Annotated in this window: 11 protein-coding genes; 8 read left to right on the plus strand and 3 right to left on the minus strand. The window is 66.6% G+C overall.

Annotated elements, in window-relative coordinates; genetic code table 11:
* Positions 1 to 167: 167 nt before the first annotated feature.
* Both ACHWUQ_RS02590 and ACHWUQ_RS02595 read left to right on the plus strand, forming a co-directional pair.
* Positions 168 to 1,949, plus strand: coding sequence for an enterochelin esterase domain-containing protein (locus ACHWUQ_RS02590; RefSeq protein WP_394680266.1), 1,782 nt, complete (start codon positions 168 to 170; stop codon positions 1,947 to 1,949).
* A 35-nt stretch (positions 1,950 to 1,984) separates the two neighbouring features.
* Positions 1,985 to 2,677 carry a uracil-DNA glycosylase gene (locus ACHWUQ_RS02595; protein ID WP_394680267.1) on the plus strand — a complete coding sequence of 231 codons (693 nt, stop codon included), beginning with the start codon at positions 1,985 to 1,987 and terminating at the stop codon, positions 2,675 to 2,677.
* Between the two features lie 8 nt (positions 2,678 to 2,685).
* Here the strand turns inward: ACHWUQ_RS02595 and ACHWUQ_RS02600 are convergent, their stop codons facing one another.
* Positions 2,686 to 3,615, minus strand: coding sequence for a LysR family transcriptional regulator (locus ACHWUQ_RS02600; RefSeq protein ID WP_394680268.1), 930 nt, complete (start codon positions 3,613 to 3,615; stop codon positions 2,686 to 2,688).
* Positions 3,616 to 3,853: 238 nt separating this feature from the next.
* Between ACHWUQ_RS02600 and ACHWUQ_RS02605 the strand changes: the two genes are divergently transcribed.
* On the plus strand, positions 3,854 to 4,861 hold the full coding sequence (locus ACHWUQ_RS02605; protein ID WP_394680269.1) for a Bug family tripartite tricarboxylate transporter substrate binding protein: 1,008 nt from the start codon (positions 3,854 to 3,856) through the stop codon (positions 4,859 to 4,861).
* A 73-nt stretch (positions 4,862 to 4,934) separates the two neighbouring features.
* Positions 4,935 to 6,536: a gamma-glutamyltransferase family protein gene (locus ACHWUQ_RS02610; protein WP_394680270.1), complete on the plus strand. Its 1,602-nt coding sequence runs from the start codon at positions 4,935 to 4,937 to the stop codon at positions 6,534 to 6,536.
* Between the two features lie 83 nt (positions 6,537 to 6,619).
* On the opposite strand, the gene ACHWUQ_RS02615 is transcribed toward ACHWUQ_RS02610, so the two are convergent.
* Entirely contained in the window at positions 6,620 to 7,525 is a 906-nt protein-coding gene (locus ACHWUQ_RS02615; RefSeq protein WP_394680278.1) for a DMT family transporter, read from the minus strand.
* A 508-nt stretch (positions 7,526 to 8,033) separates the two neighbouring features.
* Here ACHWUQ_RS02615 and ACHWUQ_RS02620 point away from each other — a divergent pair.
* Genes ACHWUQ_RS02620 through ACHWUQ_RS02635 form a run of 4 tightly spaced genes read left to right on the plus strand, consistent with a single transcriptional unit; the run spans position 8,034 to position 11,832 of the window.
* On the plus strand, positions 8,034 to 8,984 hold the full coding sequence (locus ACHWUQ_RS02620; protein WP_239810505.1) for a siderophore ABC transporter substrate-binding protein: 951 nt from the start codon (positions 8,034 to 8,036) through the stop codon (positions 8,982 to 8,984).
* Positions 8,985 to 9,029: 45 nt separating this feature from the next.
* The gene (locus ACHWUQ_RS02625) at positions 9,030 to 10,052 is read left to right on the plus strand and encodes an iron chelate uptake ABC transporter family permease subunit (RefSeq protein WP_312459858.1); all 1,023 of its coding nucleotides are present in this window, start codon (positions 9,030 to 9,032) and stop codon (positions 10,050 to 10,052) included.
* A 10-nt stretch (positions 10,053 to 10,062) separates the two neighbouring features.
* A complete protein-coding gene (locus ACHWUQ_RS02630) occupies positions 10,063 to 11,061 on the plus strand; it encodes an iron chelate uptake ABC transporter family permease subunit (protein ID WP_394680279.1) in 999 nt (332 codons plus the stop codon).
* Between the two features lie 15 nt (positions 11,062 to 11,076).
* A complete protein-coding gene (locus tag ACHWUQ_RS02635; protein ID WP_394680271.1) occupies positions 11,077 to 11,832 on the plus strand; it encodes an ABC transporter ATP-binding protein in 756 nt (251 codons plus the stop codon).
* 104 nt (positions 11,833 to 11,936) lie between these two features.
* Here the strand turns inward: ACHWUQ_RS02635 and queA are convergent, their stop codons facing one another.
* Complete coding sequence (queA, locus tag ACHWUQ_RS02640; RefSeq protein ID WP_312459519.1) at positions 11,937 to 13,082, minus strand: tRNA preQ1(34) S-adenosylmethionine ribosyltransferase-isomerase QueA; 1,146 nt, start codon at positions 13,080 to 13,082, stop codon at positions 11,937 to 11,939.
* Positions 13,083 to 13,166: the final 84 nt, after the last annotated feature.

Below are 13,166 nucleotides of genomic sequence, written 5' to 3' on the forward strand. Positions count from 1 at the left end.
AGCAAGTTGGTGGGTCTGGCAGCGCAGGCGCTGTGCTAGTATCAATTGCGAATAATTCCCATTTCTACATTTTAGGAGTGGGTTTTTTCTTCGCCTCTTTCCCTTCTTCCCCGGCCAGCGGCCCCATGCCCAGCAAGGGCCGCCGGCCTGTTTGCCGTTGTTTGTCCATGAGTATCCATGATCGCCATGCTCCCCAAGCGCCCAGCGCCTTTGTCCTACCACCATCGCGTCTGCGCGGGCTCGCTGCCAGTACAGCGCTGGGGCTGACCGTGCTGGGCGGCTGCGCCAGCGCACCCGAGCGCCCAGCGCCTGCGCAGCTGCTGCGCATCGGGCAGACGGTGCAAGGCCAGTTGGCCCCTGGCGCAGAGCAGCGCTGGCAGCTCGACGCGCTGCAGGTGCCCGCCGGCAGCGTGGTGCGCGCGGAGGTCGATGGCCGTGGTGTGCAGCTGGATCTGCAAGATGCGGCAGGCCGGCATCTGCGCCGCCTGCTGCGCAGTGATGGCGTGGGCGAGGGCATCACCTGGCAGGCCCAGGCGGGCGAGCAGTTGCTGTTGCACTGGAATGCGCAGCCGGCGGTGGCCTATGCCAGCAGCAGCGCGGAGGCCGGCCAGTTGCCTGCGCAGGCGGCCGCAGGCCACTACCGCCTAGAGATCCAACGCGCCTGGGCCCCACGTGCCGGCCCGCCGGTGGCCTTGCCCAGCAAGCCGCTGCAAAGCCCGCGCCTGCAGGCCTTGGCGCACGATCTGGAGCGTGGCGGCGCCACTGATGCGTTCTGGCAGGAGATGGCCCAGCGCGGAACGCCGCTGGTGGAGCCCTGGAGCGGCCAGGAGCGGCTGGTGACTTTTCTGTGGCGCGGCGCGCAGCACAGCGTGCGCCTGTTCGGCAGCCCCTCGGGCAACCATGAATCGCTGCAGCGCCTGGGCCGCTCGGATGTGTGGTGGAGCAGCTTTGTGATGCCCAGCGATGCGCGCCTGAGCTATGGCATGGCGCCCGATGTCCCCGGCATCGACGGCACGGCGACCGAGCAGCGCCGCAGCATTCTGGCGACCTTGCAGCGCGACCCGTTGAACCCGCGCAGCTGGGCCGCGTCGGAAGATGGCGCTGCAGCGGTGGACCCATACCAGGGCCGCTCGGTGCTGCAGCTGCCCGATGCGCCGGCGCAGCCCTGGTCGCAGCCGGCCAACGGGCCGTTGCCGGGCGATCTGCAGCGCCACTGGCTGCATTCGGCGGCCTTGGGCCATGGCCGCGATGTCTGGATCTACCGCCCTGCGGGCTGGGCCCAGACCCCGCAGGACCAGCGCGCCTTGCTGGTGCTGTTCGATGCCCATGCCTATCTGCGCCAGGTGCCCACGCCGCAGATCGTTGAGCGGCTGCAGGCGCAGGGCTTGATCCCGGCCACGGCCGTGGTGCTGGTGGCCAATGCCAGCAGCGAACTGCGCAATACCGAGCTGCCGCCCAACCCGGCATTTGCCGATTTCATGGGGCTGCAGCTGATGCCCTGGTTGGCCACGCAGGGGCTGGATGTGCCCGCCGCACGCACGGTGATTGCCGGCTCCAGCTATGGCGGCCTGGCATCGAGCTATATGGCGCTGCGCCATCCGGAACGCTTTGGCAATGTGCTGAGCCTGTCCGGTTCCTACTGGTGGGCGCCGGAGGCCGAAGCGCCCAATGCGATGGCGCGCTGGTGGGCGGCAGCGCCCCGCCAGAACGTTCGCTTCTACCTGGATGCGGGCCGCTATGAAAGCGCACGCGGCGGGCAGGCAGGCATTCTGGAGACCAGCCGTGAACTGGGCGATGTGCTGCGGACCCAAGGCTACCCGGTGACCCAGCGGGAGCACAGCACGGGGCATGACTATGTGCACTGGCAGGGCGCCCTCGCCTGTGGGCTGGTGGCGCTGCTCAACCCGGCAGCGCTGTCTACGCTGCAAGCCGAATGCAAAGGGCGATAGCCCAGCGGCGCCCGCGCAGCGTGCACAATGCGGGCATGCAACTGACATCTGAAGCGCTCCATGACCACCAGGTTGCTGCCGGCTGGCAAGCCACGGTGGACCAATTCTTTGACAGCCTCAAGGGCCAGCAGCTGTCGCAGTACCTGCAGCAGCGCCTGGACGCCGGGGCGGTGATCTTCCCGCCCGAGCCTTTGCGCGCCTTGCGCCTGACCCCGCCCGAGAGCGTGCGCGTGGTCATCCTCGGGCAAGACCCCTACCACGGGCGCGGGCAGGCCGAGGGCCTGGCTTTTTCCGTCGCCCCGGGGGTGCGCCTGCCCCCGTCGCTGCAGAACATCTTCAAGGAGATGCAGCGCGACCTGGGCGTGCCGTTCCCGCCTTTCCCCGATCCAGGTGGCAGCCTGGTCAAATGGGCCACGCATGGCGTATTGCTGCTCAACACCTGCCTGACGGTGGAAGAGGGCCAGGCCGCCAGCCACAGCGGCAAGGGCTGGGAGCTGCTCACCGATGCGATCATCCGCCAGGTGGCCGAGGGGGACAAGCCGGTGGTCTTCATGCTCTGGGGCAGCCATGCGCAAAGCAAGCGTGCGCTGATCCCGCTGGACCGGGGCCATCTGGTGCTGACCAGCAACCACCCCTCGCCGCTGTCAGCGCTGCGCCCGCCGGTGCCGTTCATCGGCAATGGGCATTTCAGCCAGGCGCAGGCGTTCCGCAAGCAGCTGGGTCTGTAAGACAGCGCTCAGCGCGGGCCCGGCATCGCCTGCAGCTCCTGCACCAGCAGCGCCAAAAAGGCCTGGGCCGCGGCGGGCAGCTGGCGGCCCGCCAGGGTTTGCACCTCGATGTCGCGCAGGTCCAGGCCGGCATCGGTCAAGGGGCGGGCGACCAGGCTGCCCGCTGCCAGCATATGGCGCACCCCCACTTCGCTGGAGACGGTGACACCGCCGCCATGCACCGCAAAATGGAGCAAGGTCTTGGCATGGTTGGTGGTCAGCACCGGGTCCAGCTGCAGGCCCTGGCGGCTGCAGGCCAGGTCGATCATCTGGCGGATCGCCGTCTCGGCCGGTGGCAGGGCCAGCGGATGCCGGGCCAGCTCGGCCAACGTGAGCGATGCCTGGCGCGCCAGCACATGGCCGGGCGGCAACACGGCCAGCACCGGTGCGCTTTGGCGGTGCACCACGGCAATGTTCTTGAGCGGGGACATGCTGAAGCGCAGGCCAATATCGGCCTCGCCGGCCAGCAGCTTGGCCGAGACCTGCAAGGTCGGCACCATGCTCACCTCAAAGCGCAGGCCCGGGTGCCGGCGCTGGAAGGCCACGCAGGCCTGGGGCAGCAGCTCATTGGCAAAGGCATCGGAGGTGGCGATGCGCACCAGGCCGGCGCGCAGGCTGTCGAGCGCATGGATGGCATCGATGGCCTGCTCGGCATCGAGGCTGATGCGGCGCGCCAGCTCGGCCAGGATCTGCCCGGCCGCCGTGGGCTGCATGCCCCGCGCATGGCGCTCGAACAGTGCCGTGCCCAGCTGGGCCTCCAGCCCGCTGATCTGGCGGCTGACGGCCGAGCTGGCCACATGCAGGCGCAGCGATGCGGCGCTGACCGAGCCGCACTGCACCACCTCATGGAAGTAGCGCAGCGCGGTGTCCTGTAGATGGGTGGGAGGGCGGTGGGGCATGGTGGTATTGCGCAAATGAATGGTCTAAGCATAAACCCATTGCCGTATCGGCAAACCTACCTTGCCAAATCGGTGGTGGCGCCTGCTGTCACAGGCTTTTAATATGCAAGGCTTCACGCAGGCGCCTTTGCCCCCGCGCGCATGGCACACCCGCTGTGGGCGCACAAGAACCGGTTTGTTCTGGCCCGCGCCACAAGCGCAGAGTGCTTCGCAGATGTTATGCAACTCGCTCACCACCATGCCAACTACCCCTTCTCTTCTTTCTCGCATGCCAGGCCGCCGGCCGTTGCTCGCCGGCCTGGTGGCCGGCACGGCGCTGGCCATGCTGTCCCCGTTTGCCGCAGCCCAAGGCGGCCAATGGCCTGAGCGCGCGATCCGTGTCATCGTGCCCTTCCCGCCCAGCGGCGCGACCGACCTGGTGGCCCGTGTCGTGGCGCAAAAGGTGTCGCAGGAGCTGGGCCAGTCGCTGGTGATCGACAACCGCCCGGGCGCGGGCGGCACCATCGGCACCGCCGAGGCCGCGAAGGCTGGGGCCGATGGCTATACCCTGCTGTTCACCACCAGCAGCACCCACGCGATCTCGCCGCACCTGATGCCCAAGCTGGCCTACCGTGCGGACAAGGACTTCACGCCGATCGCCCATGTAGCCGATGCCGCCAGCGTGCTGCTGGTCACGAACGCGCTGCCGGTCAAGACCGTGCAGGAGCTGATCAGCTATGCCAAGGCCAACCCCGGCAAGCTGAACTACGCCACCAGCGGCAATGGCACCATCGTGCACCTGAACACCGCGGCCTTTGCGGCCCAGGCGGGCATCACCCTGACCCATGTGCCCTACAAGGGCACGGCGCAGTCGATCAGTGATCTGGCCACCGGCCAGGTGCATATGCTGTTTGACTCCATCCCCACCGGCATGCCCCATGTGGCCAGCGGCCGCCTGCGTGCGCTGGCCGTCACCAGCGCCGAGCGCACCCAGTTGCCCACGGTGGCCGAATCCGGCCTGCCCGGCTACGCATCGGTGACCTGGTTTGGCGTCTACGCGCCTGCGGGCCTCAAGCCCGAGCTGACCGCCAGGATCAATGCCGCCTTCAACAAGGCCGTGCAAAATCCCGAGGTGGTGGCCAGCCTGGCCAAGCTGGGCGCCGATGTGGCCAAGCCCGGCACGCCGGCGCAGTTTGCGGACCTGGTGAAGGCCGACAGCGCCCGCTGGGCCAAGGTGATCCAGGACAACCACATCACGCTCGAATAAGCGTTGCCACCAGCAGACCGGGGCGGTCGTGCCGCCCCGGCTGCCCTCTCGATTGCATTCAGAAAGACAAGACATGACTACCGTGAAAGACTGGGCCCAGCCCTATGCCTCGCAGCGCTCGCCGGTACTGGGCCGCAATGTGGTGAGCACCTCGCAACCACTGGCCGCGCAGGCGGGCCTGCGCATGCTGCAAGCGGGCGGCAATGCGGTGGATGCGGCGCTGGCCGCGGCGATGACCTTGACGGTGGTGGAGCCCACCGGCTGCGGCATTGGCAGCGATGCCTTCGCGATTGTCTGGGACGGTCAGGAGTTGCATGGCCTGAACGCCTCGGGCCGCGCCCCGGCCGGCTGGACGCCGGAGTACTTCGACAAGCTCGGCGGCATCCCGGAAAAAGGCTGGAATGCGGTCACCGTGCCCGGTGCGGTCTCGGGCTGGGTGGAGCTGTCCAAGCGCTTTGGCAAGCTGCCTTTTGCGCAAGTGGCGCAACCGGCGATCGACTATGCGCGCCATGGCTTTGCGGTATCGCCGACGATTGCCAAGCTCTGGGCGCTGGGCCTGGCCAAGCTGGGCGACCAGCCCGGCTTCAAGGAATGCTTTGCCCCCGAGGGCCAGGCGCCGCAGGCGGGCAGCTGGTTCCAAAGCGAGGCGCATGCCCGCACCCTGGAAGAGATTGCCGAGACCCTGGGCGAATCCTTTTACCGGGGCGCACTGGCGCAAAAGATGGCGGCCCACAGCCAGGCCAACGGCGGCGTGATGACGACCGAGGACCTGGCCGCCCACCGCTGCGACTGGGTGGGCACGGTGGCCCAGCCCTTTGGCGACTCGGTGGTGCATGAGATTCCGCCCAATGGCCAGGGCATTGCCGCGCTGATCGCGCTGGGCCTGCTCGATGCCATCGGCATCGGCGACCAGCCGCTCGACAGTGCCGAGACCGTGCACCTGCAGATCGAGGCGATGAAGCTGGCGCTGGCCGACCTGGCCCAGTACAACGCCGATATCGAGCACATGCGCGTCCACCCCCAGCAAGACCTGCTGAACCCCGCCTACCTGGCCGAGCGTGCCCAGCTGATCGACCGCAGCAAGGCCCAGGTTGCCCGCTACGGCGCGCCCAAGCCGGGCGGCACGGTCTACCTGGCGGCCTGCGACGAGAGCGGCATGATGGTGTCCTTCATCCAGTCCAACTACATGGGTTTTGGCTCGGGCGTGGTCGTGCCGGGTACCGGCATCAGTCTGCAGAACCGGGGCGCCGGCTTTACCACCGAGGCGGGCCACGCCAACCAGGTGGCGCCGGGCAAGCGCCCTTCGCACACCATCATCCCCGCGTTTGCGATGCATGCCGATGGCACGCCGCAGATGGCCTTTGGCGTGATGGGCGGCCCGATGCAAAGCCAGGGCCATCTGCAGATGGCCGTGCGCGTGCTGCGCTATGGCCAGAACCCGCAAGCCGCTGCAGACGCGCCGCGCTGGCGCGTGACGGGTGGCAACCAGGTCTCCGTCGAGCTGGGTTTTGACCCGCAGGTGATTGCCGCCTTGCGCGCGCTGGGCCATGAGGTGACCATTGAAGAAGGCCATGGCGTGTTTGCGTTCGGCGGTGCGCAGCTGATTTTGCGTGAAGGCGGGCACTATGTGGCCGGCTCCGATCCGCGCAAGGATGGCCAGGCGGCCGCCTACTGACGCACCGGTCGACCCAACACACCCAGGGCGCCACCGGACTTGTGCCGGTGGCGCTTTTTTTTGCCTGTATGCGAGCGGCCCGATCAGCGCGATTCGCGCACCGACAGCCAGGCGCTCAGCGCACCACCCACCGCAATCGAGACCATGCCGAGCACGGCCCAGTGGTCGGGGATATGGCCATAGAGCAGCCAGCCCGAGAACACGGCAAAGGGGATCTGGCTGTAGAGAAACGGCGATATCGTGGCGGGCTTGGCATGCTCATAGGCCTTGAGCAGCATCAGGTGGCCAATGGTGCTGCCCACGCCCATCGCCAGCGCCGCCAGCCACAGGGCCATGGTGCTGGGCATTTGCCAGAACCAGGGCAGGCTGGCACTGGTCAGCACCAGCGCCAGCAGGCTGGTGTAGATCTGCGTGGTCACTGGCCGCTCCTTGCCGGCCATCTGGCTGCTGACGATCTGGTAGGCGGTGTTGGCCGCCAGCTGCAGCAGCGGCCAGACCAGCGCGCCACCGCTGAAATTGGCGCCGCCCGGGCGGATGATGACCACGGTGCCCAGAAAGCCCATGGCCACCAGCACCCAGCGCAGCGGGCTGACCGGCTGCTTGAGCCAGAGCGCCGCCACCAGGGTCATCGCCAGCGGCGTCATCGCGACGACGGCGGTGAACTCGGCCAGCGGCAGGTAGCGCAGGCTCATCATCGCGCAGGCATTGCTGCTGCAAAACAGCGCGGCGCGTGCCATCTGAAACCGCGGATGCGTGGTGCGGAACACGCCTGCGCCGTACTGGTAGACGCCCCAGCCGACGGTGAACACCGACTGCAGCATGTAGCGCAGCCACAGCGCCATCAGCAGTGGCAACAGCGCACCAGCGTACTTGGAGCCGGTATCGAGCAGGCAGAAACAGGCGCAGGCCAACACTGTCAGCACGATGCCGGTGAGGGCCGAGCCTTCACCAGGACGGCGGGGAGGCGGGGTGTGGCGGGTCTCGGGCAGGCGGGTAGCGCTGTCCGCGGCAAGGGCTGGGGGGCTGACCAGGCCGGTTGCGGGCAGGGCAGAGGCGGAGGCAGGGGCTATCGGGGGAGTCACGCGGGCAAGGGCACCATGCGGCGGCCGGTCTCCTGCGGAGTCGAAGGGCTGGCTGGGTGTGGCTCCATTGTAGAAAGCTGGGCTGTGCTGGGGGCTTGTGCGTGGCGCTGGGGCAGCAGTTTTGCGGGCCGGCTGTCCGATCAGGGACAGTCGGGCCACTGCTGGATGCTCCTCAGGGTTTGTACCCGCCTCAAACCGAGGGGAACAAAACAGCGTGTTACCATTCAAATGAGAACGATTCGCAAATGTGTCAGCTCTGTAAAGCCTTCGGGTGCTGCAGCCTGGCATCCATCAGGCGATGTTTCCATTCCATCAACCGCTGGGGCTTCCGCTGCGGGCGCAAGAAAAAAGTAGCGATACGGTCTTGGGTCGGGTGCATGCAGGGGCTGCCAGCTTTCCGACCAAAGGATGTTCCATGTCGCGCTCCGCTCGCTCCACCGTCAACCGCCGCCAGTCGCTGCTGCAACTGGGTGCCTTGGTGACCTTGCCCTGGGCGGCAGGCTCCGCATTGGCGCAGCAGACCCTGGCGGTGCAGCAAGCGGGCGGCACGGTGCAGATCCCCGTCAAGCCCAAGACCATCCTGGTGTTCGATCTGGCCGCACTCGACTGCCTGCGCGCGCTGGGCGCCGAGGTCAAGGGCGTGCCCGAAGTGGTGAAGTTCCCACCGGTGCTGGAGCAGTACGCCAGCAAGGACTACACCCGCATCGGCAGCCTGTTCGAGCCCAACTACGAGGTGGTGAAGGGCCTCAAGCCCGATGTGATCGTCGCCGGTGGCCGCTCGGCGGCCAAGGTGGCCGAACTGGCCAAGATTGCGCCCACCTTGGACTTGACGGTGGACAACACCCAGCCGGTGGCCAGCGCCTTCAAGCATTTGAAGATCCTGGGCGAGATGGTCGGCAACGAAGCCCAGGCCCAGACCCTGATGGCCGCGATGCAGGCCGATATCGACAAGCTCAAGGGCCTGACGGCCAACAAGGGCACCGGCCTGATGGTGATGACCAATGGCGGCAAGCTCAGCGCCTATGGCCCGGGCTCGCGCTTTGGCATGCTGCACGATGTCTATGGCATCCCGGCCGCGAACAAAGACATCAAGGTGGCCGGCCATGGCCAGGCGATCTCGTTCGAGTTCATCCTCAAGACCAACCCGGACTGGCTGTTTGTGCTGGACCGCGATGCCGCCATTGGCCGCGAAGGCGCGTCCGCCGCCAAGCTGCTGGACAACCCGCTGGTCAACGCCACCAAGGCGGCGAAGAAAAAGCAGATCGTCTACCTGAACTCGGCCAACTGGTACCTGCTGGGCAATGCCAGCCCCGGCTCGCTGCATGACGATGTGACGCAGCTGATCAACGCCTTCTCCAAAGCTTAATGAGCTGCTGAGCCAGCCCCTGTTGCGAGCCACAGCATGACGACCATGATTGAGAAAGTGCCAGGCGGCAGGCGCGGCCTTGCGCTGCGCCCGCTGGCTTTTGTGCTGCCGGCCATCGCCTTGCTGGCGCTGCTGGCCTTTGTCAGCCTGTTGGTGGGCGTCAGCGATGTGTCGGTGACGACCTTGCTGCGCCTTTTCTCCCACAACGACGATGACCTGGCCACCCAGGTGCTGGTGGCCAGCCGCGTGCCGCGCACCCTGGCGCTGCTGCTGGCCGGCAGTGCGATGGCGGTGGCCGGCCTGCTGATGCAGATGCTGGCGCGCAACCACTATGTCGAGCCCACGACGATGGGCACGGCCGAATCGGCGGGCATGGGCATGCTGATCGGCATCCTGTGGTGGCCCGATATGCCGGTGTTCGGCAAGATGGGCCTGGCAGCAGTGTTTGCATTGGCGGGCACGGCCTTGTTTTTGGCGGTGCTCCGCCGCATACGGCTGCGCTCGGCGCTGATCGTGCCCCTGGTCGGCCTGGTGCTGTCGGGCGTGATCGAATCGGCCACCACGTTCATCGCCTACCGCTTTGACCTGATGCAGGCGGCGCGCTCCTGGATGACGGCCGATTTCTCGGCCATCGTGCAGGGCCGCTATGAAATGCTCTGGCTGTCGCTGGGCATCACGCTGCTGGCGATGCTGGCGGCCGACCGCTTCACGGTGGCCGGCATGGGGCAGGAATTTGCCACCAACCTGGGGCTCAACTACAAGCGCCTGGTGGCGCAGGGCGTGCTGGTGGTGGCGGTCGTCACCGCCTCGGTGATCGTCACCGTCGGCATCATTCCCTTCGTCGGCCTGATCGTGCCCAACCTGGTGCGGCTGGTGGTGGGCGACAACGTGCGCAAATCGGTGCTGTGGGTGGCCTGGGCGGGGGCCTTGATGGCGCTGGCCTGCGACCTGATCGGGCGCGTGGTGATCGCCCCGTACGAGATACCGATCGGCACCGTGATGGGGGTGCTGGGCAGTGCGATGTTCCTGGCACTGCTGCTGTCGCGCCGCAAGCGCATGGGGGGCTGAGATGAACACTTTGTCGACCTCGCCTGCGGTGGCGGCGCCCCCACCTGCATCGGCATCCTGGCTGGGCACACCGGCGCGGCGCCTGTGGCTGCTGCTGGCGCTGGCGCTGCTGGCCAGCCTCTACTTCATGACCAGCCAGGTGCAGGCCGAGTGGAGCTTTGTGCTGCCGTTGCGCGGCAAGAAGCTGGCAACGATGTGGACGGTGGCCTTTGCGATCGGCGTGTCCACCGTGCTGTTCCAGACGGTGACCAACAACCGCATCCTGACGCCGGCGGTGATGGGCTTTGACGCGCTGTTCCAGCTGATCCAGTCGGTGCTGGCCTTTACGTTGGGGGTGGCGGCGATGCAGATCCCTGAGCTGTCGCGCTTTGGCATGAATGTGGGGCTGATGGTGCTGCTGTCCACCAGCCTGTTTGTCTGGTTGTTCCGGGGCCAGGCCAGCAACCTGCATCTGTTGCTGCTGGTAGGCATTGTCGCAGGCATCTTTTTTCGCAGCCTCAACAACTTTGTCTGGCGCGTGATGGACCCCAACGAGTTCACCGTGCTGCAGGACCGCTTGTTCGCGAACTTCAACACCGTCTCGCTGCCGCTGCTGCTGCTGTCACTGCCTGCTATTGCGCTGGTGGGCGTCTGGGTCTGGCGCCAGCGCCATCTGCTCGATGTGCTGGCGCTGGGCCGCGAGGTGGCCATCAACCTGGGGGTGAACTACCAGCGCTCGGTGATGGGCGTGCTGGTGGTGGTGGCCATTCTGGTGTCCATCTCGACCGCGCTGGTCGGGCCGGTGACCTTTTTTGGCCTGCTGGTGAGCAACATGGCCTACCAGCTGATGCACAGCCACCAGCACCGCTACACCCTGGCCGGCTCGGTGCTGCTGGGGGGCTTGCTGCTGGTGGGCGGCCAGATGGTGCTGGAGCGCCTGTTCGGCTTCAACACCTCGCTGTCCATCGTCGTGGAGTTCCTGGGCGGATTGACCTTTATCTATCTTCTAGTGCGCAAGGCCAAGAGCTGAGCGCGGTGACCAGCCATGATTGAAACCGACAAGCTGCGCAAGACCCATGGCACCACGACGGTGCTGCATGACGTGAGCCTGCGCATTCCCCAGGGCCGGCTGACCGCCATCATCGGCCCCAACGGCGCGGGCAAATCGACGGCGCTGTCCCTGATCAGCCGGCTGATGCCGATGACCTCCGGCACCGTGCGCATCGAGGGCCAGGACATCACCACCACGGCCAGCGATGCGCTGGCGCGCGTGATGGCGATCCTGCGCCAGGACAACCAAAGTGCGCTGCGCATGACGGTGCGCGACCTGGTGGCCTTTGGACGCTTCCCGCATTCCAAGGGCAGGCTGACCGAAGAGGACCGTGTGCAGGTGGATGCGGCGCTGAACTACTTGAAGCTCCAGCCGCTCAGCGAGCGCTTTCTCGACGAACTGTCTGGCGGCCAGCGCCAGCGCGCCTATATCGCCATGGTGCTGTGCCAGAACACGCGCTACATCCTGTTTGACGAGCCGCTCAACAACCTCGACATGGCCCATGCCGTGGGCATGATGAAGCTGTTGCGCCAGGCAGTGCGCGATGCCGGCAAGACCGTGGTGGTGGTGCTGCACGACATCAACTTTGCCGCCAGCTATGCCGACCACATCATCGCGATGAAGGCCGGCGCGCTGTACTGCGAAGGCCCGCCCGAGGTGGTGGTGCGCGATGAGGTCCTCAGCGACCTGTATGAAATTCCCGTACAGGTGCACGAGGTGGGCGGCCGGCGCTTTTGCGACTATTTCTGATCGCTGGTTGGTTGGCTGAGGCGGGCGGCCGCCTGCCGCCTGCCGCCTGCCTGTGCGCTGCCATTGCCCCGAGCAACTATGCAGTGCCGGCACCGGCGAAAGCCTCAGGACGCGGCCATTGGCTGGTCGGCCGCCGCATCGGCTGCGGCCGGCTCCTTCAGGCGCTGCAGCAGCATCGAATCTCCATAGCTGAAGAAGCGGTAGCCCTGCGCGATGGCATGCTGGTACAGACCCATGATGTGCTCATAACCGGCGAAGGCGCTGACCAGCATCATCAGGCTGCTTTTGGGCAGGTGGAAATTGGTCACCAGCATGTCCACCACGCGGAACGGGAAGCCGGGGGTGATGAAGATGTTCGTGTCGTCCGAGAGCTGGCCGGTGCGGGCCCAGGATTCCAACGTGCGCACGGTCGTGGTACCCACCGCAATGACCCGGCCGCCGCGCAGGCGGCAGCGCTCCAGCGCGGCCAGGGTGGGCAGCGGGATGTTGTACCACTCGCTGTGCATCTGGTGGTCTTTGAGGTTCTCGGTCTTGACAGGCTGAAACGTGCCTGCACCCACATGCAAGGTCACGCTGGCGCGCTCCACGCCCTTGGCCTCCAGCGCCGCCAGCACCTTCTCGTCAAAATGCAGCGCGGCGGTCGGCGCCGCAACGGCGCCGGGGTTCTTGGCAAACACGGTCTGGTAGCGCTGCTCGTCTTCTGCCTGGTTGGGGTCCTGGCCGGTCTGCTGCTCGCGCTCAATATAGGGGGGCAGGGGGATGTGGCCGTGCTGCTGCATCAGCTCCCACGGTGACTCCCCCTGGGGGCCTGTCAGGCGCAGGCGAAACAGCGCGCCCATCTCATTGGGCCAGCGGCCCAGCAAGGTGGCATCAAAGCCACCGGCCTTCCTGCCGCCTGCCATGTGCAGCACGCCGCCCACGGCCGGCTTCTTGCTGACCTTCATATGGGCGACGACTTCGTTGTCCTGCAGCACGCGCTCGATCAGCAGCTCGATCTTGCCGCCGCTCGATTTTTCGCCGAAGACGCGTGCCTTGATCACCTGGGTGTCGTTGAAGACCAACAGGTCGCCTGCTTGCAGCAGATCGGGGAGCTCGTGGAAGCGGCGGTCTGCCAGATGTGGCTCCCGCGCATCCAGCAGGCGCGAGCCACTGCGCTCGGCAGCCGGGTGTTGGGCAATCAGTGCTTCGGGCAGTTCGAAATCGAAATCGCTCAGTTGAAAAGTACGGCGGGCACCGGAGAAGGCAGTCATCGTTGGCTCATGCAGGCGGAACACACCTGCAGCTCACAGGGATCAAAACAAGGGGGCGATTGTGCCACTGTGGCAGAGGCGCAG

This window comes from uncultured Comamonas sp., assembly GCF_964277875.1.
GTDB classification, from domain to species: domain Bacteria; phylum Pseudomonadota; class Gammaproteobacteria; order Burkholderiales; family Burkholderiaceae_C; genus Comamonas; species Comamonas sediminis.

Bases quoted from the DNA above. Each gene is read 5' to 3' on its own strand.
- ACHWUQ_RS02590 (WP_394680266.1), top strand. From the start codon at position 168: ATGAGTATCCATGATCGCCATGCTCCCCAAGCGCCCAGCGCCTTTGTC.
- ACHWUQ_RS02595 (WP_394680267.1), top strand. From the start codon at position 1,985: ATGCAACTGACATCTGAAGCGCTCCATGACCACCAGGTTGCTGCCGGC.
- ACHWUQ_RS02600 (WP_394680268.1), bottom strand. From the start codon at position 3,615: ATGCCCCACCGCCCTCCCACCCATCTACAGGACACCGCGCTGCGCTAC.
- ACHWUQ_RS02605 (WP_394680269.1), top strand. From the start codon at position 3,854: ATGCCAACTACCCCTTCTCTTCTTTCTCGCATGCCAGGCCGCCGGCCG.
- ACHWUQ_RS02610 (WP_394680270.1), top strand. From the start codon at position 4,935: ATGACTACCGTGAAAGACTGGGCCCAGCCCTATGCCTCGCAGCGCTCG.
- ACHWUQ_RS02620 (WP_239810505.1), top strand. From the start codon at position 8,034: ATGTCGCGCTCCGCTCGCTCCACCGTCAACCGCCGCCAGTCGCTGCTG.
- ACHWUQ_RS02625 (WP_312459858.1), top strand. From the start codon at position 9,030: ATGATTGAGAAAGTGCCAGGCGGCAGGCGCGGCCTTGCGCTGCGCCCG.
- ACHWUQ_RS02635 (WP_394680271.1), top strand. From the start codon at position 11,077: ATGATTGAAACCGACAAGCTGCGCAAGACCCATGGCACCACGACGGTG.
- queA (WP_312459519.1), bottom strand. From the start codon at position 13,082: ATGACTGCCTTCTCCGGTGCCCGCCGTACTTTTCAACTGAGCGATTTC.